The 17,690-nt window shown below is 45.0% G+C and carries 18 protein-coding genes; 9 read left to right on the forward strand and 9 right to left on the reverse strand.

Annotated elements, in window-relative coordinates:
• Positions 1 to 226 precede the first annotated feature (226 nt).
• The 6 genes from gap (at position 227) to ACWYU8_RS02305 (ending at position 6,684) form a co-directional block, all read left to right on the forward strand.
• Positions 227 to 1,222 carry a type I glyceraldehyde-3-phosphate dehydrogenase gene (gap, locus tag ACWYU8_RS02280; protein ID WP_457516781.1) on the forward strand — a complete coding sequence of 332 codons (996 nt, stop codon included), beginning with the start codon at positions 227 to 229 and terminating at the stop codon, positions 1,220 to 1,222.
• A gap of 155 nt (positions 1,223 to 1,377) precedes the next feature.
• Positions 1,378 to 2,262, forward strand: coding sequence for a D-hexose-6-phosphate mutarotase (locus tag ACWYU8_RS02285; protein WP_457516783.1), 885 nt, complete (start codon positions 1,378 to 1,380; stop codon positions 2,260 to 2,262).
• A 94-nt stretch (positions 2,263 to 2,356) separates the two neighbouring features.
• Positions 2,357 to 3,181 (forward strand): 23S rRNA (guanine(745)-N(1))-methyltransferase, encoded by an 825-nt coding sequence (gene rlmA / locus ACWYU8_RS02290; RefSeq protein WP_457516785.1) that lies wholly within the window; start codon positions 2,357 to 2,359, stop codon positions 3,179 to 3,181.
• A gap of 86 nt (positions 3,182 to 3,267) precedes the next feature.
• A complete protein-coding gene (locus ACWYU8_RS02295) occupies positions 3,268 to 4,215 on the forward strand; it encodes a ChaN family lipoprotein (protein WP_457516787.1) in 948 nt (315 codons plus the stop codon).
• A gap of 246 nt (positions 4,216 to 4,461) precedes the next feature.
• Positions 4,462 to 4,818, forward strand: coding sequence for a hypothetical protein (locus ACWYU8_RS02300; RefSeq protein WP_457516789.1), 357 nt, complete (start codon positions 4,462 to 4,464; stop codon positions 4,816 to 4,818).
• A 288-nt stretch (positions 4,819 to 5,106) separates the two neighbouring features.
• Positions 5,107 to 6,684 carry an alkaline phosphatase gene (locus ACWYU8_RS02305; RefSeq protein WP_457516790.1) on the forward strand — a complete coding sequence of 526 codons (1,578 nt, stop codon included), beginning with the start codon at positions 5,107 to 5,109 and terminating at the stop codon, positions 6,682 to 6,684.
• A 220-nt stretch (positions 6,685 to 6,904) separates the two neighbouring features.
• Here the strand turns inward: ACWYU8_RS02305 and ACWYU8_RS02310 are convergent, their stop codons facing one another.
• Entirely contained in the window at positions 6,905 to 8,515 is a 1,611-nt protein-coding gene (locus tag ACWYU8_RS02310; protein ID WP_457517323.1) for a mechanosensitive ion channel family protein, read from the reverse strand.
• 289 nt (positions 8,516 to 8,804) lie between these two features.
• Positions 8,805 to 9,242, reverse strand: coding sequence for a YcgN family cysteine cluster protein (locus ACWYU8_RS02315; protein WP_457516792.1), 438 nt, complete (start codon positions 9,240 to 9,242; stop codon positions 8,805 to 8,807).
• A 211-nt stretch (positions 9,243 to 9,453) separates the two neighbouring features.
• Here ACWYU8_RS02315 and ACWYU8_RS02320 point away from each other — a divergent pair, with 211 nt between their 5' ends.
• Positions 9,454 to 9,702: a YkgJ family cysteine cluster protein gene (locus ACWYU8_RS02320; RefSeq protein ID WP_457516794.1), complete on the forward strand. Its 249-nt coding sequence runs from the start codon at positions 9,454 to 9,456 to the stop codon at positions 9,700 to 9,702.
• Positions 9,703 to 9,920: 218 nt separating this feature from the next.
• The gene (aqpZ, locus tag ACWYU8_RS02325) at positions 9,921 to 10,619 is read left to right on the forward strand and encodes an aquaporin Z (protein ID WP_457516795.1); all 699 of its coding nucleotides are present in this window, start codon (positions 9,921 to 9,923) and stop codon (positions 10,617 to 10,619) included.
• A 91-nt stretch (positions 10,620 to 10,710) separates the two neighbouring features.
• Here the strand turns inward: aqpZ and recR are convergent, their stop codons facing one another.
• The 7 genes from recR to ACWYU8_RS02360 all read right to left on the reverse strand — a co-directional run bounded on the left by recR (position 10,711) and on the right by ACWYU8_RS02360 (position 16,514).
• Positions 10,711 to 11,310, reverse strand: a complete 600-nt coding sequence (gene recR / locus ACWYU8_RS02330) for a recombination mediator RecR (RefSeq protein ID WP_444496561.1) — start codon at positions 11,308 to 11,310, stop codon at positions 10,711 to 10,713.
• 30 nt (positions 11,311 to 11,340) lie between these two features.
• Positions 11,341 to 11,670 carry a YbaB/EbfC family nucleoid-associated protein gene (locus ACWYU8_RS02335; RefSeq protein ID WP_457516797.1) on the reverse strand — a complete coding sequence of 110 codons (330 nt, stop codon included), beginning with the start codon at positions 11,668 to 11,670 and terminating at the stop codon, positions 11,341 to 11,343.
• An 82-nt stretch (positions 11,671 to 11,752) separates the two neighbouring features.
• Positions 11,753 to 13,921 carry a DNA polymerase III subunit gamma/tau gene (gene dnaX / locus ACWYU8_RS02340; RefSeq protein ID WP_457516799.1) on the reverse strand — a complete coding sequence of 723 codons (2,169 nt, stop codon included), beginning with the start codon at positions 13,919 to 13,921 and terminating at the stop codon, positions 11,753 to 11,755.
• An 8-nt stretch (positions 13,922 to 13,929) separates the two neighbouring features.
• Positions 13,930 to 14,475, reverse strand: a complete 546-nt coding sequence (apt, locus tag ACWYU8_RS02345) for an adenine phosphoribosyltransferase (protein WP_457516801.1) — start codon at positions 14,473 to 14,475, stop codon at positions 13,930 to 13,932.
• A 163-nt stretch (positions 14,476 to 14,638) separates the two neighbouring features.
• The gene (locus ACWYU8_RS02350) at positions 14,639 to 15,043 is read right to left on the reverse strand and encodes a YbaN family protein (RefSeq protein ID WP_457517324.1); all 405 of its coding nucleotides are present in this window, start codon (positions 15,041 to 15,043) and stop codon (positions 14,639 to 14,641) included.
• 19 nt (positions 15,044 to 15,062) lie between these two features.
• Positions 15,063 to 15,191: a hypothetical protein gene (locus ACWYU8_RS02355; protein ID WP_457516803.1), complete on the reverse strand. Its 129-nt coding sequence runs from the start codon at positions 15,189 to 15,191 to the stop codon at positions 15,063 to 15,065.
• A 222-nt stretch (positions 15,192 to 15,413) separates the two neighbouring features.
• The gene (locus ACWYU8_RS02360; protein WP_457516805.1) at positions 15,414 to 16,514 is read right to left on the reverse strand and encodes a response regulator; all 1,101 of its coding nucleotides are present in this window, start codon (positions 16,512 to 16,514) and stop codon (positions 15,414 to 15,416) included.
• A gap of 289 nt (positions 16,515 to 16,803) precedes the next feature.
• On the opposite strand from ACWYU8_RS02360, the gene ACWYU8_RS02365 reads away from it, so the two are divergent.
• A complete protein-coding gene (locus tag ACWYU8_RS02365) occupies positions 16,804 to 17,679 on the forward strand; it encodes a LysR family transcriptional regulator (protein ID WP_457516807.1) in 876 nt (291 codons plus the stop codon).
• Positions 17,680 to 17,690: the final 11 nt, after the last annotated feature.

The raw sequence follows: 17,690 nt of genomic DNA on the forward strand, positions 1-17,690 counted from the left end.
TTTGATACGAGTACTCATCTCGCAGGTTATATTACGCCAACTGAGCTAGAGTAAAAGCAGTAAAAAGTTTAAAAAACGAACATTTGCAAAGAATTGTTAAAAAAAGCGTCGCTTTTTTTTGACTTTAAACAAGTTAAGTCCGATTATCTGTTGCAGATGTTTACTGGATTCTGTAATTTTACTACCAGTTATCTTTAATCAGAAATTAAGTTGTGGAGCAACTATAATGACTATCAAAGTAGGTATTAACGGTTTTGGCCGTATCGGTCGTTTCGTATTCCGTGCAGCGCAAGAGCGCTCAGACATCGAAGTTGTAGGTATTAACGACCTTATCGACGTAGATTACATGGCATACATGCTTAAGTACGATTCAACTCACGGCCGTTTCAACGGTACTGTTGAAGTTGAAGGCGGTAACCTAATCGTTAACGGCAAAACTGTACGTGTTACTGCAGAACGCAACCCTGAAGACCTAAAATGGGACGCAATCGGTGTTGACGTTGTAGCTGAAGCAACTGGTCTTTTCCTAACTGACGAGACTGCACGTAAGCACATCACTGCTGGCGCGAAGAAAGTTGTACTAACTGGTCCTTCTAAAGACGCAACTCCAATGTTCGTTAACGGTGTAAACTTCGACACTTACGCTGGTCAAGACATCGTTTCTAACGCTTCTTGTACTACTAACTGTCTAGCACCTATTGCTAAAGTTCTTAACGACAAGTTCGGTATCGAATCTGGTCTTATGACTACAGTTCACGCTACAACAGCAACTCAAAAAACTGTTGACGGTCCTTCTGCTAAAGATTGGCGCGGTGGTCGTGGTGCTTCTCAAAACATCATCCCATCTTCAACTGGTGCTGCTAAAGCTGTAGGCGTTGTACTTCCAGAAGTAAACGGCAAACTAACTGGTATGGCTTTCCGCGTACCAACGGCTAACGTTTCTGTAGTTGACCTAACTGTTAACCTTGTAAACGGCGCATCTTACGAAGCTATCTGTGCAGCAATGAAAGAAGCTTCTGAAGGCGAACTAAAAGGCGTTCTAGGTTACACTGAAGATGCAGTAGTATCTCAAGACTTCATCGGTGAAGTTTGTACTTCTGTATTCGATGCTAAAGCTGGTATCGCTCTAACTGACAAATTCGTTAAAGTTGTATCTTGGTACGACAACGAAATCGGTTACTCAAACAAAGTTCTAGACCTAATCGCACACATCTCTAAGTAATTAGAAACGGTGATTAGCTCTTAACTGAGTTGAAAAAGAGGCGGCTTGATAGTCGCCTTTTTTGTATCTGGAATTTGAAGGTGGCGTAATCAAGCGCAGCTATAAAAACATCGTGAGCTCGTTACCCCCTCTCCCAGCGATAGGAAATGAATCAGATGGATTTAAATACCCTTCCTGCCCTAACCGTCCTTTCAGACAACGTCACGGTAGTAGAAGTAGACCAAGTAAAAATTGTTCGTATCATTCACGATAAAGCCACTGCGGGTATTTCTCTGCATGGTGGCCATGTAGTGTCATATAAACCTGCTGGCCAAGAAGACCTGATCTGGATGAGTGAAAAAGCGGTCTTCGATGGTAAAGCGGCACTTCGTGGTGGTATTCCCGTTTGCTGGCCTTGGTTTGGACGCATTGCGGCACCAGCTCATGGCTTTGCACGTACAGCGGAATGGGAACTGGTTGAACACCGTGAAAATGAGAAAGGTGTGATTGTTGAACTCGCTCTGTTCTCAACGGAAGAGACACATCAAATCTGGCCTCACATGTTTGACGCGCGCCTGATTGTTGAAGTCGGTGATGCGCTGAAAGTAACACTAAAAGTGGTCAATATTGATGATGAAGCCTGGACTTTCTCAGGTGCACTGCATACTTACCTCAACGTAGGCGACATTTTGCAAGCTCAGACGACTGGCATGGGCAGCGAATACATCGATAGCCTAAAAGGCGGAGAAGTATGCCAAGGTGGTGAGGTTCTGCAACTGAGCGACACTATCGACCGTGTATACACACAGCCTGAAGCTCAAATATTGGTAAAAGACCCTGTTCTTGAGCGTACTCTGAGTGTAGAAAATCTAGGCCATAACTCTGCAGTACTATGGAACCCTTGGGCAGAAGGTGCTCAATCAATGGGTGATATGGCAGATAATGGTTACCAGACCATGTTTTGTGTCGAGTCCACTCTGCACGCTTCCAGCCTAGATCAAGGAAAAACCTTGCAGCCTGGTGAAAGCCACGAGCTGGTCACCGTCGTTTCCGCACAATAAAGAAAATAATAAAGTCGGTATATCCGGCTTTTTATTTCACTTAAAGTTGTGCTTTTTGATAGAATTTCCGGTCCTATTTCAGCTTGAGATCGCCATGAACTACCAATGCCCTCTGTGCCATCAGCCTCTTACACTCAACGACAAAACGTTTAAGTGTGAAAACAACCATCAATTTGACATGGCAAAAGAAGGCTATGTGAACCTGATGCCTGCACACCACAAACGTTCTAAAGATCCCGGTGACAACAAAGAGATGATGCAAGCTCGTCGTCGTTTTCTGGAAGGGAATTATTACGACCCAATGCGTCAGGAAGTTGCGCGTCTTTGTTCCAAATATACAGAGGGAACCTCTCACCAGCTGTTAGACATTGGCTGTGGAGAAGGTTATTACACAGATCAAGTACAACAATCATTACAGGCTCAAGATAAGAACGCCGTTACTTTTGGTCTGGATATTTCAAAAGTCGCGATTCGCTACGCTTCCAAGCGTTACCCTCAATGCCTGTTCAGCGTAGCGTCTAGCCATAGACTGCCGTTTTCTGACCAGTCTCTGGACGCTATCCTGCGAATTTACGCACCATGTAAAGCAGAAGAGTTAAAACGTGTCGTAAAAGACAATGGCGTGGTCATTACCGTCACACCTGCCAGTCGCCACCTGTTCCAGCTGCGTGAGCGTATTTATCAATACGTACGCCTGCATAGCGAAGAACCAGAAAGTATCGAAGGTTACGAGCTTGAGCATCAACAACAGCTCAACTATATGATGGATTTGACAGATGGCGACGCATTTGACCTGTTACAAATGACGCCATTTGCCTGGAAGGCAACAGATGAACTCCGTGAAGAGCTAAAGTCGGCTACACTTTTCCGATGCGAGGCGGATTTTATGTTGCGTGTATATCGCAAAACAGCGCGTTAAAGGCACCCCAAAACACGATATTTTCCTTTAGATTAGTTAATCGCGCTGCCTCCATTAATATCACGCGGACATTTTTGGAGGCTTTCATGCGCTTTTCATTTCTAGGTTTTGCATTCGCAAGCGTACTTACTGGCTGTGTATCTTCCTCGCCAACGATTTCTCAATCCACTTCTCCTGAGGTGACCAGCTTTTACGATTACAGGCTGTATTCTCCTTCTGGAGATCCCGTTCCAATGACGACGCTGACACCTGAACTGCAACAAGCAGACGTCATTCTGATTGGCGAATGGCACACTCACGCAGGTATTCACCGTTTCCAGACGGATATGCTTAAACACTTATCGACCGGTGCGCACCCTATTGCCCTCTCTATGGAACAAATTTCCCGCGATAAGCAAGACGTGTTAGATGAGTATTTAAGTGGCCAAATTGGCGAGCAAACCTTCATCCAACAGAGTAACGCCTGGCCTAACTATGAGAGTGACTACCGCCCTCTCATCGAGTTTGCAAAACGTTCAGACATGCCAGTCATTGCCGCTAATGCGCCGAAAAAGATCGTGCGTTGCATAGGCCGGCAAGGCGTCGACTATTTAAATAAACTCGACAGCAGACAACGCCGTTTTGTCGCAGAGACAATCAATACTAACGACAGTCCTTACAAAGATAAGTTTATGGCCTCTATGCACCACGGCAAACCAGAACAGACAGAGAAACAATACGCGGCGCAAATGACCTGGGATGAGACCATGGCAGAGTCCGTCGTCAATTACCTGTCAAAACACCCGGGCACTCTTGTTGTTCACGTCTCAGGTAATTTCCACACGGAAGGTGGATTGGGTACCGCGACGTCAATGCTGAACCGAAATCCCAGTTTAAAAGTTGTAATCATCACACCGAAATCTGAAGTGACCCCTGATAGCTCTGACTACCAGCTTGAAGTGCTCGCGCCGCCAGTTCGCTATGTACAAGAGAGCAATCGCATGCAAGCGTTTCAACATATTGCGATGCGAAATACAGACCTTGAATGTCAATAAACCCCTGAGTTTGATATCACGATCTACCTGTCTTCATCATCTGCATAACCACCGATTAGCACGTTTCAATTCAGATGAATAAAATCGGTCTGCTTTTTGCTTTGATCTCCGGATATTCGTAGGGGCGGCAAGAGCATTCCTGTTTTAACAATTTATTTAAGAAAGCCCCCAAACCGTCGATATATAAAACGATTGGTAGTATTACCCGTACTCATTGACCGAGAGTCGATTTGCAAGGAGAACTCAATGAATCCAGTAGGAAGCAACACCGTTAATTCATATGCGAACCTGCAATCCAGCGCTACGCAAGCACAAGAGATGACGGAGGACGGCGCTGCATCACCATTAAAAGTGGAACAAAACAAAGTGACGCTCTCTTCTGAAGGCAAAGCGCTCCTTACTGCATTGCAAGAAATTGAGCACGAAAATAAAAAAGCTGAAGACGAAAATAAGTCCGTCGGTGATAAAGTTGAATCGTTCACCCATGGCGCTTTAGGAATGGAGCGTCCGGATAAACTTGAAGAAGAAGACAGTTCTTACTCGGCTGGGAAATACCTTTCTGCCGCGCTCAGTGTTGGCGGTATTATTCTCGCACTTGTCTAGCGGCAATAAATTTGCTCGACACGATAGTAAATCGCATTTGAGTCAAGCAATTAAAGCAGACGATAATGAAATCCGCTTAAAAATAAAGCGGCAATACGTGGATGACTTTAGTCCATGCTTCCGACCCTCAAACGTAATTTAAGCCCACTCCAATGGGCTTTTTTCTGTCTTTAAAAACAAACAGGTAGCAGGAAAAAATGACAATCCTGTTAAACTTTTCTGACTTACACAAAACTGTCATACTTCACTGTTTTAATGCCTGCGCTTTCAATAGATAAGGAAAATACAATGAAGCGCTTAGCATACCCTGTTGTTACCGCTCTGGCTGCCTCAACACTCTCTTTTAACGCCCTTTCCGCAGAGATCAAAAACGTCATTTTGATGATTGGTGATGGTATGGGGCCTCAGCAGGTAGGTTTGCTTGAAACCTACGCAAACCATGCGCCCCACTCAATTTATAAAGGGAAAACCACTGCTCTTTACAAATTGGCTGAGGAAGGTGTCATTGGATCTTCTTTGACTAACCCTGAAGATTCTATTGTGGTCGACTCCGCTTGCTCTGCCACGATGCTTGCGACCGGAAAACCGACGGCATCCGAGGTGATCGGTATTGATAGCCAAGGCAACCATGTTGAAACCATTCTTGAATTAGCTAAAAGCAACGGTAAAGCAACGGGGTTAGTTTCTGACACCCGTATGACGCACGCAACGCCAGCGGCTTTTGCGGCTCATCAGCCTCACCGCTCGTTAGAAAATGACATTGCAATCGATATGCTCGAAACTGGCGTGGATGTTCTGCTTTCTGGCGGCCTTCGCCACTGGATTCCTAGCTCAGCGAATGACAAAGGCGAGACTTACAATCAGCTTGAAAAGCTCACTCAAGGCAATGTTGGTCTCAAGTCTAAGCGTAGTGACGAGCGTAACCTACTAAACGAAGCTCAGGAACAAGGCTACAGCCTGGCGTTCAGCCGCGACATGCTGGCACAAGCAAAAGGCGACAAATTACTCGGACTTTTTGCTAACTCAGGTATGGACGATGGTATCGCTTACAACCACAGCAAAAACGACCCAAAACGTATTCAGCCTTCTCTAGAAGAAATGACAGTGAAAGCGCTTGATGTCCTGTCTAAAGATAAAGACGGCTTTTTCCTGATGGTTGAAGGTGGTCAAATCGACTGGGCTGGACACAGCAACGACGCTGGCACCATGCTTCACGAACTGATTAAATTTGATGAAGCGGTGAATTCAGTTTACGAGTGGGCAAAAGGTCGTGATGACACATTGATTGTTGTAACGGCAGACCACGAAACTGGCTCTTTTGGTTTCAGCTATTCTTCAGCGAATCTACCAAAACCGGAAAAACGTAGCGGCGAAGCTTTCAAAAAACAGGACTACGCTCCTAACTTTAATTTCGGTGACTTCTCTATCCTTGATGGATTGTACAATCAAAAAACCAGCTACTACGGCATGCTCGATAAATTTGCAGCATTACCTGAGGCAGACAGAACATCGGCAAACTTAGCTAAGATCATCAACGAGAATAGTGATTTCCCAATCACGGCAGATCAAGCAGAGCACATCATGCAAGACAAGCCAAATCCATACCACGTTGAAGGCCATAGCTATCTGGCACAAGAACAAGTACCGGCCATTCATGATTTTGATGCATTCTTCCCATATAACGATCGTACAAACCTGATAGCTCGTGCGCAAGCAACGGGGCAAAACACCGTTTGGGGTACAGGCACTCATACTCACACTCCAGTGAATGTGTTCGCATGGGGTCCAGCAGAAAAGATTCTGCCAATCTCGAAGATCATGCATCACTCTGAGCTGGGTGAATACCTTAAGCAGCAAATCAAGTAATCTCTTTGCACTGACTTTACCACTTTGTGGCATTTCAGACGCTCTCCCACGAGAGCGTTTTTTTATGAGTGAAATACTGAGATAACTCCCAACCTGTGCCGTTGATTGTGTTTCTGGCGCTTCCACTACTCGCCGTCAAACCGATAATTGAAATGCTCGCTCCAACAGATACAAAAAGGCACCCTACTATGAGAGTGCCTTTATAGTCGAAAGTAAATAATTAAGCGTCTTTCTTCTCAACCATGTGCAGATGCACATCCTGTTGCGGGAATGGGATAGAGATACCTTCACGGTCAAAGCGAAGCTTCACTTCCTTGGTAACATCCCAGTACACATCCCAGTAGTCGTCGGTTTTCACCCAAGGACGGACAATAAAGTCCACCGATGAGGTATTAAGCGTATGAACTTTGATATTTGGCTCAGGTGTTCGTAGCACTGCTGGGTGAGATGTAATAATGTCCGTTAGTACCGACTCCGCTTTTAGCAAGTCATCGGCGTAGCCTATTCCAAAAACCATATCTACACGACGAATACGCTCGTGCGTGACGTTTTTAATGACATCACCCCAGATTTTGCTGTTCGGGACAATAATGATCTGGTTATCAAAGGTACGAATCGTGGTGTTCACTAAACTCATATGGCTTACCTTACCATCGACACCACCAGCATAAACAAAATCACCAACGTCGAATGGACGGTAAATAAGCAACATCATGCCCGCCGCGAAGTTCGATAATGTATCTTGCAATGCGAAACCAATGATTACACCGGCAATACCGAAACCGGTAAGAATTGGCGCGAGGTTCAAGCCTATCTGAGATAAGCCCACCATAATCCCTATCACCCATACGAACTTGCCAGACATTGAGATAAAGAAGTCTTGCATCAGGTGCGAGAGTTTTAAGTTCTTAGACGCCACCGCCTTACGCATGACTTTGCGAGTCAATTTTGCCAATGCACGGGCGATGACCAAAATTAATACGAAAATAAACAGTTGGAATAGGTGCTGAGGTGCATTTCCAGCTAGCCAATCCACCGCCGAGTTTGACCAGTGGCTGATGATCGACCAAACAACTTTGCTATCAAGCAGATCGTGTGTGATGCTGCCCGTTACTTCGAAGATCTGACGTTTGTATTCAGAGGTTTCTATACCAATTTTATCGGCAATAGAGATGAGATTACGCAAACTCCCAGTTGCGATATCCAACCTCTGCTTAATAAGCATTTGGCTCAGTTGCTGAGAAGCCTTTTCTGATTCAGGGCTGGAAGAAATCTGTGCGCTGATAATTTGACTCTGCTGACGCAAGTATTGCATTGATGCCGACAACAAACGGATGCGTTTATCTACCAGATCTTTAAAATCTGATTCACCACGCTTATTCTGAACGCCGAGTTGCTCTAACCAAGCAAAATTTTGCCAACTTGCCTCAAAAATAACGTCCAAATAACGCTGTATTTCACGATAGTCATTGACTAACGATAGCTTTTCTTCGTCTTTCGCCTGGCTTAGCTTCTCAACCGCCACTTTCGTTTTCGATGCCAGATATTTCGCCGCATCTTCAGTATATTGCTTTTGAGTTTTGACCAGTTTAACCAGCTTATCGTGGGGAATAGACTCTCCATTAATCGCTGTGGCTAGCTGACTTCTTAGCTCTTGGTTTTTTTGAAAAAGCTGTAACTGCAGCGCATCACGTTCATCGCCATCTGTCTGGGTTAAACTCTGAGTTAAGTCGATAATATCGATATTCAGATTATCGATTGCAGCTTCTGCCGGAGATACAACTGGTGGCTCATCTTTTTCTGCGGCACTTACAGAAAAATGACTCATCATCAAAATGAAAAGAGAAAGTACCGCAAACCAAGGCTTCAGGCGAATTTTCTGGGGGAAGTAAGACGTCATTTTTACCTCATAAAAACTGTGTCTGTTCAAATCGAGCAGAGGCGAATCAGGCAAGTGAAACAACCTTTGTTTATTCTACATTACCTAAAGATAAATACGGGTCAAAAGACTGTAGTAGATGTAAAAGTGAGGTGAGAGACACACTAAAAGTTTGTCAGACCTCTTAGTTAGCCATCTTTACAACACTCACTTTTAGCACTGTAGAAAGTTATTGGTATGTTTACTCATTAGGTAAATCGATAATGTGATCTTCCCAATCTACGACATCAATTTCATAAACCACACGATTACGCACACTCTCACCGGCTGCGTGCATCGCTGATTTAGACCCAGTAATCAGTGGATGCCAATCGGGTAGCGGCTTATTTTGAGCCAATAGACGATACGCACAGGTTAGAGGCAACCAGTTAAACTCCGGGATTTTTTCGCGCGTAAGTTTCAGGCACTCTTCTCCTGAAGAAAATCGATTCGGGTAATCTTTGCAAGAACATGTTTTACTGTTTAGCCAGCTACACGCGACATTGGTGTAATACACTTCATCTGAATCTTCATCCATGAGCTTGTGAAGGCAACACTTACCGCAGCCATCACACAAAGACTCCCACTCCTCTTCCGTCATCTGTTCTAACGTTTTACTTTGCCAAAATGGAGTGCTCATACTTTCAGTCTCGCCTGGGGAATTAGGGGCGATTTATACCTCTCTCACAACAAAAGTTCAAGTCTGCCACCGTTTTCTCAAGTAATCGACTGTGCGGTGTAAAAGGCAAGGCAGTTATTTTGCTTCTCTTATGCTTTTTTAATGAGCAGCCCTTCCAATCTACGCCAAAATGACCATAATTGCCCCCTCAATTTTTTAAGAGGTTTACATTATGGATTGTCGATTAGGCTGTGGCGCTTGTTGTATTGCCCCAAGTATCTCTTCACCGATCCCTGGGATGCCGAATGGAAAACCCGCCGGCACTCGTTGTGTGCAACTTAACGAGGACAACCTTTGTAAACTATTCGGAAAGCCAGAAAGACCAAAAGTGTGCCACGATTTCAAACCATGTCCTGTAGTCTGTGGAAAAACCAATCAAGAAGCACTGACGAATATTACTGAACTAGAACAGTTAACTTAGCCCAAGCCACACTTTCAATATATAGAACCTCACCTTGGATATCATTTACCCCCATGATAACCAAGGTTATTTCACCTCTTTCTATCCATCTAGGTTTCATCTCTGAGACAGATTCGCTCAAACCATTACTTTTATTATCCTTTCGTGTCCTAACTCACACTTTATTGACGGTTCTCAACTATGTTCAGCAAATCAATAAATACAAAATAGGAAATTATATGAATAAGTATTTGGCTGAGGTTTTCGGTACATTTTGGTTAGTACTAGGTGGTTGCGGCAGTGCGGTATTAGCGGCTGGATTCCCAGAAGTGGGGATCGGACTTTTAGGTGTATCTCTTGCGTTTGGTCTAACCGTTCTGACTATGGCATTTGCCATTGGACATATTTCTGGTTGCCACCTAAACCCAGCCGTGACGGTTGGTCTCTGGGCTGGTGGCCGCTTTGAAACCAAAGATGTTCTGCCTTATATTATTGCGCAAGTTATCGGCGGTATCATTGCTGGTGGCGTACTTTATGTCATCGCTGCAGGTCAAATGGGATTTGATATCGCGGCATCAGGCTTTGCTTCAAACGGCTATGGTGAGCACTCGCCGGGCCAATACTCGATGCTAGCAGCATTGGTCACTGAAGTGGTGATGACCATGATGTTCTTAATTGTGATCATGGGTGCAACGGACAAGCTCGCACCTCAAGGTTTTGGTCCTATCGCTATCGGCCTGTGTCTGACATTGATTCACCTAATCAGTATCCCTGTCACTAACACCTCCGTAAACCCTGCACGGAGTACTGGTGTCGCTATCTATGTAGGTGACTGGGCCATATCTCAACTCTGGCTATTCTGGATCGCACCTATCATCGGTGGTGTTTTAGGTGCTGTTATCTACAAAAACTTGCTTGCATCCGACTCAAACGACTAATTCTCTAACGATGGTCACAATACAAATACAGCAAAGCGAAAGATAAAAGCCGCTTCATCATTGAGCGGCTTCTATTTTAGTTTTGGATAGTTTAAAGCTTGTGTCGACCCAATAGCGAATGTGACAAAGTCGTTCCATCAACAAACTCGAGTTCACCTCCGACTGGAACACCATGAGCAATTCGGCTTGCTTCGACCTGATGTTCTTTACACAGTTCTGCGATGTAATGGGCTGTTGCTTCCCCTTCCACTGTTGGGTTGGTCGCCAGGATAACTTCAGAAATATCACCTCGACGGAGGCGATAATCAAGCACGTCCAAACCAATATCACTTGGTCCGATACCATCAAGTGGAGACAAGTGACCCATTAAGACAAAATATCGGCCTGAATACTGGCCCGTCGCCTCGACTGCAGCGATATCTGCCGGACTTTCTACTACACAAATTTGGCCATTCTCCTGGCGTTTTGGGTTAGTACAAATGTGGCAAACGTCTTCTTCAGTAAAAGTTCGACATTCAGAACAATGGCCAATTTCTGTCATTGCCTGGTTAAGAGCATCGGCGAGTTGTAAACCGCCTTTTCTATCTCGCTGTAACAAATGAAAGGCCATACGCTGTGCCGACTTGGGGCCAACCCCAGGTAGACAACGTAAGGCCTCCATCAACTGTTCCAGCATATGACTGGTACGCATTGAAAATCCGCTTAAATAATATTCAGCAGATTAGAATGGCATTTTCATACCTGGTGGTAGTTGCATACCGCCAGTTACAGAAGCCATTTTCTCTTTTTGAGTTTCTTCAACACGGCGAGCTGCATCGTTAAATGCTGCTGCAATCAAATCTTCCAGCATCTCTTTGTCGTCTTCCATCAAGCTTTCATCGATGTCAACACGACGCACACTGTGACTACCCGTGATGGTTATTTTAACTAGACCAGCACCAGACTCGCCAGTTACTTCCATATTCGCAATTTCTTCTTGAAGCTTTTGCATGCGCTCTTGCATTTGCTGGGCTTGCTTCATTAAGTTGCCCATACCGCCTTTACCAAACATGTTTATCTCTCTGGTTTAATTGGGTGTTGCATCAGTTAATGGGGTCTGAACTTTGCATTTTCAACCCCACTCCGTTCGATAGTTAGATAGGGCGCACACTATCTTTATCAAGCTCTGCAGCGAATCTACGTTCAATAAAATGAACGTTTGGATCGCTTTCTAAACTATTCAGTGCTTGTTCTAACTTCTCTTGATAGAGTCGGTCTCTCAGCTCCAGCGGTGTTTCGCCACTTTCGCCAATTTCAACCGTCAAGTGGCAGTCCTCACCTAAAATCGTATTTAAGGCATGGAGTAACTCCGCTTGTGCTCTATCTGTATTTAAGTGTGCCTGGCTACTTCTCAGCTGCAAAGAAACGGTCGAACCTTCTTTACTATAATGTGAGTTTAGCGCAAGTTGCTCCACCAGCTTAGGCATGTTCATCAGACTGACGAGTTTTGCCCACTCATTTTGCTCTAGAGATTCATCAACCAGCTTTTGCGCCATTTCTGGCGTTTTTTCATGCTCAAGAGCTTGCTTGAGCTGCGTAGGTGTCAGCTTCGTATTAACTTTTGTCTCGGTCGGCTTACTCGGACGCCAACGATACGCTTCTTCAATCGCTTGCTCTTCCGCCTGGAGTGTAGTTGACGACACCTGCGCGGAATTACCGTGTCGTAGCGCTACACGGTCAATCACCGACTCTGGTTTTGCAGATGCCGCTTTAGACTTTTTTGGCCCACCACTTTGTTGAGGTGCATTTTGCTGTAAGCCCTGACGCTGTGAGCGAAGTTGATGACGCAAACCACTTAACCCTCCACGTGCGGGCGCTGCTGGAGCGCTGTCAGCCACTTGTTGAGGTTGCGCCGATGGTTGGGAAACCGATTCAGGAACTGGGTTCTCACTCACAGGTGGCGCCATATCATACTGCGCTGGTGCCATCTCGTAACCGCCTGGTTGGTAATCAGGCTGATATTGCGGCTCTTCTAGCATCGGTGCTGGATTATTGGCCATCGGCTGGCTGACTGGTTGAGCAGTCGTTCGCTCTAAAGGCTTATGAGCAGGACGCTGATGCGGTTGTTGAACCGAAGTCTGCGGAGTTGGAGCTGTCTCTGCTTTTTGCTGATTCACACTCGGTGCAGACGCAGACTGTAGTTGCCCCGCCGTAGAAATGACATTGGCACTGTTATTTGCCGACAGACGAAATGCCATCATGCGCAATACGATCATTTCCATGCCGACGCGGCCATTTGGCGACAACGCGAGGTCTTCACGACCTTTGATCGCAATTTGATAGTAAAGCTGTACATCTTGTGGACTGAGCGCTTTACTCAATAATTCGATTTTTTCTGCATCTGGCTGAGCTTGATCTAAGGTAGACGGCAAAGCTTGATACATGGCAATGCGATGTAACTGGGTCGCCACTTGTTGTAGCAAACCATCCCACTCGACACCATTTGACGCCAGTTGTTGGATTTTATCGATGGCGTGTTGAGGCTGCTTGCTGCTGATCGACTCCAGCAGATGAATCGCCTGATCGGTATCGATCGTGCCCAACATATGGCTCACGATCTGCGTTTGCACTACACCATTACCCAGAGCAATCGCTTGATCAGTCAGGCTTAAAGCATCACGCATACTGCCATCAGCCGCATGAGAAATCATCCCCAACGCTTTCGGCTCGGCAGAAACTTGTTCCTGCCCAAGAATGTAATCTAGTTGCTGGTGAATATCATCAACACTGATTGGCTTGAGATGGAACTGCAGACAACGAGATAAAATCGTCACAGGCAGCTTTTGCGGATCGGTTGTCGCCAACAAGAACTTCACGTACTCCGGTGGCTCTTCCAATGTTTTCAACAACGCATTGAAAGAATGGCGCGACAACATATGTACCTCATCGATGAGATACACCTTAAAGCGCCCGCGGGCAGGTTTGTATTGAACGTTGTCTAACAGTTCGCGAGTATCTTCAACTTTAGTACGCGATGCCGCATCGATTTCTAGCAGATCAACAAATCGACCTTCATCAATTTCACGGCAAGTATCGCATTGACCACAAGGTGTTGCGGTAATACCAGTTTCGCAGTTCAACCCTTTGGCGAACAATCGACCGATACTTGTTTTACCAACACCACGAGTGCCACTAAACAAGTATGCATGGTGGAGGCGATTTTGCGCTAATGCATTTTCCAACGCCGTGAGGACATGTTTTTGGCCCACGACCTGGTCAAACTGATTAGGACGCCATTTTCGCGCTAAAGCTAAATAACTCATTGAATGTATTAATGTCCTTCAAAATCGCAGATGCTGTATACATTTATGCCCAAAGCTTCTAAACGTTTATCACCACCGATTTCTGGCAGGTTGATAACAAAAGCAGCGTGCTCGACTTCACCACCTAATTGGCGAATAAGCTTAGCGGTTGCTTCGATAGTACCGCCAGTTGCCAGTAAATCGTCGACAACAAGTACTTTATCACCTTCTACGATTGCATCGATGTGGATCTCTAAAGTATCCATGCCGTACTCAAGCTCGTACGATTGTGCGATCGTTGGGCGTGGCAGCTTACCTGGCTTACGCACCGGAACAAAACCAACACCTAACTCAAGAGCTAGTGGCGCACCAAATAGGAAGCCTCGAGCTTCTGTACCCACAACTTTTGTGAAACCCATCTCTTTGTAACGCTCAACCAATAGGCCGATAGTCGCCTGATACGCCGTAGCGTCTTCCAGAAGGCTAGTAACGTCACGGAAAAGGATTCCTGGTTTTGGGTAATCTTGAATGCTTTTAATGCTAGATTTGATCAGTGAAATTGTTTCTGTAGTCATAATACCGGTTTACTTAGATTAGCTCATCGCCCTCTATCTTATCTCAGTTTCACGAGGGCAACGAACAATAGGTTTTCATCACAATGTGCTTATTTTGTAAAAGTCACAGGCGCTGAAAATACAAACGCCCACTCGAAGAGCGGGCACACTATTCCCTACAATCTTAGTGATTTTCTTCCCGGTCAGCAACCGACTCAATCACAGGTAGGCGCATAAAACAGCTGAGTAAAACGATTGCCATGATCAACAGGACAATTTTCACCCACATGATGGGGGCAACAAAGATAGAAACCGTAAAGCTAAGCACAATAAAAATCGAGCCTCGTAGCTTTACCTTAGGATCGACGGCCTTATTCTTATTCCAATTGTATAGAATGGGACCAAAGGTGTTGTGATTATGTAACCAATCGCGAAATGCAGGACTGCCACGCAAAAAACAAGCGCTGGCAAGTAAGATAAATGGAGTGGTTGGCAAAAGAGGGAGAACAATTCCGGCAATGCCCAGAACAATGCAGAGTCCACCAACAGTATTGAAAAAATAGCGCTTAATACGAATGGTGAACTCCAGAAAACAAATAGCTAAATTCTTAGCCTGCGTAACCGTTAAGCACACGCAACCAAGTTAGCGTTGCAGGTAACGTAGGGATCATAAGTACTGCAATGAAACCTAAAAAGTACGCAATATTATAAGGCTCTTTAAACTCTTTGTCTGCCATGATGTCTCTTCTCACTATTTGACTTTGTTTCCCCACAACGTAACGTTAACCGCAAGTTACACAAATGGGTCATTATTGTTTAGACGCAGACTATACCTTATACCGCCAACTATAAATACAAACAAAAAGTAAGGTTATTCATCGTTCAGATCTCATTTGACAAGACAAAAAGCAGCGCAACGCACTGCTTTTGTACAATTTTTTTAATAAAGGAGGGCTATTCTACGAATCGTGACGAGCGATATTAAGCGTAAAACTTGAGGAACCAAGACATCCGATAGACAATTGTCCTGCTGTACTTAACGGCAAGTCACGAGTTATAAAGTTTTTCAAACTTCCGTCCCCCAAACGATTTCCTGCGCTAATGTGCTGAGTTGCATCACCATTCGACCACTGACACTCTAAACCCGCAGTTAAGATGGAAACCGTTGAGGATGCCAGGTCAGCAACACCAAACACAGCATTTACTGCGCCTGCGCAATCGGAACATTCGATCCCCTTCTCCATGATACTTGCCATGTCTTTGAGATCCGCGCTAAAGCTCTTCAAGTTACGCAAGTAATCATCAAACAGAGCCCTTACCAGCAACGTTGTCCCTACTCCACCATTTTCCTGCGAAGCAGAATCAATCAAGTAGAAAGCAAACTGTCCATTCATCAGCCAGCGATAATCAAATACCAATGGCATAACATCTGTCGACTGTAGCAATCGATATGAACAGCGCCAGTCACCTTGAGATGTGTCCTTGTCAGGTAACAAAGCATGTAACAGATTTCTCGCTGCATTCGGGTTTTGCTGTAAGTATTCTAAATGCCAGTGGAGTTCTTGTTCATCAGGAACCTCTCCACCGTCATCCACTCTAAACCACTGACTTGAAAAGTCTCGTTGTTCAGAAAAGTGGCAGTCACAATCCTCTAGTGTATTGTCAATCGCCTGAGATAGGTGCTTATAATTTCCTATTGGCTTAGGCAGGAAGTCTTTAATACCAAAACGTAATGCCTTGGCGACGTCCGACATCTCATCCGTGCCGGAAACCACAATAAGCGGCAAATATGGATATTCAAGGCTGACTTCTTCGACGAACTCTATGCCATCTAACAGGGGCATAGATAAATCACATAAGACAAGATCGGGTTGGCGTTCCCTAAGTTGTTGAAGTGCGTCTAGGCCGTTTTCAGCTTGTACGACTTCAAAACCCTGACTTTCTAAATAGGCATTGGTTACATTACGAAAAATAGCATCATCGTCCACTAACATAATTAGTTTGTGATTAACCGCTTCCCGCACCGAGACCATTGCCGTTTGACTGTGAGCCTTATACATACCTTTACACCTCACATTGGTCAGTCAAAAAACAATTTTTCTACAATGTATTTATTATTGTTGTATTTGCATCCAGCAAAATCTTCCCAAGTCAATCCCTCGAGTGATTTCACCTTTTAATAAAACGTAGTCTTAAAAAAGCGTTTATACAAATATTCTACAAGCTATCTAGATTTGCTCAGAAACGCTTGCTGTGGTCAAATGGTGCAACATGTTGACTTAAAGCAATCTTTAATTACAAAGTTAATTATAAATTAGCCTTAAATCGTAATTTAATGTGTCAGGAAATATGAAACTAGATGATTTAAACCTGTTTCGGCTGGTTGTCGAAAATGGGAGCTATACTGCAACTTCGCGAAAAACCATGATCCCGGTGGCAACCATCACCCGACGCATTCAAGCGCTAGAAGACTCTGTGAATCTTCGACTATTGAACCGTCACGCACGCAAGCTATCTCTCACAGAGGCTGGGGAACGTTTTTACAAGGAATGTTCGCCTCTATTGCAAAGGCTTACTTCAACCGCAGAGGAAATTACAGACGATTGCCGCGGGGCATCGGGCAGGATCAAAATCTCTGCACCTTCCAACCTGACCAAGCGCATGATGATGCCGATGTTCAATGCGTTTATGAAACAATACCCAGAGATCAACATTGAGCTGACTACAGAGACCAACGCCGACAAACTGGACCCAACGGAATGGGATGTCATTTTTCGTGTCGGCCCGCAGCGTGACTCTAGCCTGATTGCTCGTAAAATCGGTGAAGTAAAAGACATATTAGTTGCAAGCCCTGACTACCTTGCTGTACATCCAGCACCAGAGCATGCTGAAGAGCTCTCTAACCATGCTCTTCTGAAAGGTTACCCCTTGATCAAGTGGGCACTGAATAACAGCAAAGGCGAGTCCGTGGTAAACACAGATCGTGCTCGTTTTCAGGCGAATGCGCTCAATGTCGTGCGCAGATCCTGCTCTGACGGATTGGGGATTACACTCATGCCTGATGTCATGATCAAAGAGTATATTGAACGCGGTGACTTAGTACGTGTATTGGCCGACTGGAGCGCAAACCCACGAGACATTTACATGCTGTATAACCACAAAGACCACTTACCTGAAAAAGTTCGTCTGTTCATCGACTACGTGATTGCGTACAACATTCACTAATGCATCTTGAT

It is taken from the genome of Vibrio limimangrovi (assembly GCF_054064025.1).

Excerpts from the sequence above, each read along its gene's own strand:
- gap (WP_457516781.1), top strand. The coding sequence starts at position 227 with ATGACTATCAAAGTAGGTATTAACGGTTTTGGCCGTATCGGTCGTTTC.
- ACWYU8_RS02285 (WP_457516783.1), top strand. The coding sequence starts at position 1,378 with ATGGATTTAAATACCCTTCCTGCCCTAACCGTCCTTTCAGACAACGTC.
- rlmA (WP_457516785.1), top strand. The coding sequence starts at position 2,357 with ATGAACTACCAATGCCCTCTGTGCCATCAGCCTCTTACACTCAACGAC.
- ACWYU8_RS02295 (WP_457516787.1), top strand. The coding sequence starts at position 3,268 with ATGCGCTTTTCATTTCTAGGTTTTGCATTCGCAAGCGTACTTACTGGC.
- ACWYU8_RS02300 (WP_457516789.1), top strand. The coding sequence starts at position 4,462 with ATGAATCCAGTAGGAAGCAACACCGTTAATTCATATGCGAACCTGCAA.
- ACWYU8_RS02305 (WP_457516790.1), top strand. The coding sequence starts at position 5,107 with ATGAAGCGCTTAGCATACCCTGTTGTTACCGCTCTGGCTGCCTCAACA.
- ACWYU8_RS02310 (WP_457517323.1), bottom strand. The coding sequence starts at position 8,515 with ATGATGAGTCATTTTTCTGTAAGTGCCGCAGAAAAAGATGAGCCACCA.
- ACWYU8_RS02315 (WP_457516792.1), bottom strand. The coding sequence starts at position 9,242 with ATGAGCACTCCATTTTGGCAAAGTAAAACGTTAGAACAGATGACGGAA.
- ACWYU8_RS02320 (WP_457516794.1), top strand. The coding sequence starts at position 9,454 with ATGGATTGTCGATTAGGCTGTGGCGCTTGTTGTATTGCCCCAAGTATC.
- aqpZ (WP_457516795.1), top strand. The coding sequence starts at position 9,921 with ATGAATAAGTATTTGGCTGAGGTTTTCGGTACATTTTGGTTAGTACTA.
- recR (WP_444496561.1), bottom strand. The coding sequence starts at position 11,310 with ATGCGTACCAGTCATATGCTGGAACAGTTGATGGAGGCCTTACGTTGT.
- ACWYU8_RS02335 (WP_457516797.1), bottom strand. The coding sequence starts at position 11,670 with ATGTTTGGTAAAGGCGGTATGGGCAACTTAATGAAGCAAGCCCAGCAA.
- dnaX (WP_457516799.1), bottom strand. The coding sequence starts at position 13,921 with ATGAGTTATTTAGCTTTAGCGCGAAAATGGCGTCCTAATCAGTTTGAC.
- apt (WP_457516801.1), bottom strand. The coding sequence starts at position 14,475 with ATGACTACAGAAACAATTTCACTGATCAAATCTAGCATTAAAAGCATT.
- ACWYU8_RS02355 (WP_457516803.1), bottom strand. The coding sequence starts at position 15,191 with ATGGCAGACAAAGAGTTTAAAGAGCCTTATAATATTGCGTACTTTTTA.
- ACWYU8_RS02360 (WP_457516805.1), bottom strand. The coding sequence starts at position 16,514 with ATGTATAAGGCTCACAGTCAAACGGCAATGGTCTCGGTGCGGGAAGCG.
- ACWYU8_RS02365 (WP_457516807.1), top strand. The coding sequence starts at position 16,804 with ATGAAACTAGATGATTTAAACCTGTTTCGGCTGGTTGTCGAAAATGGG.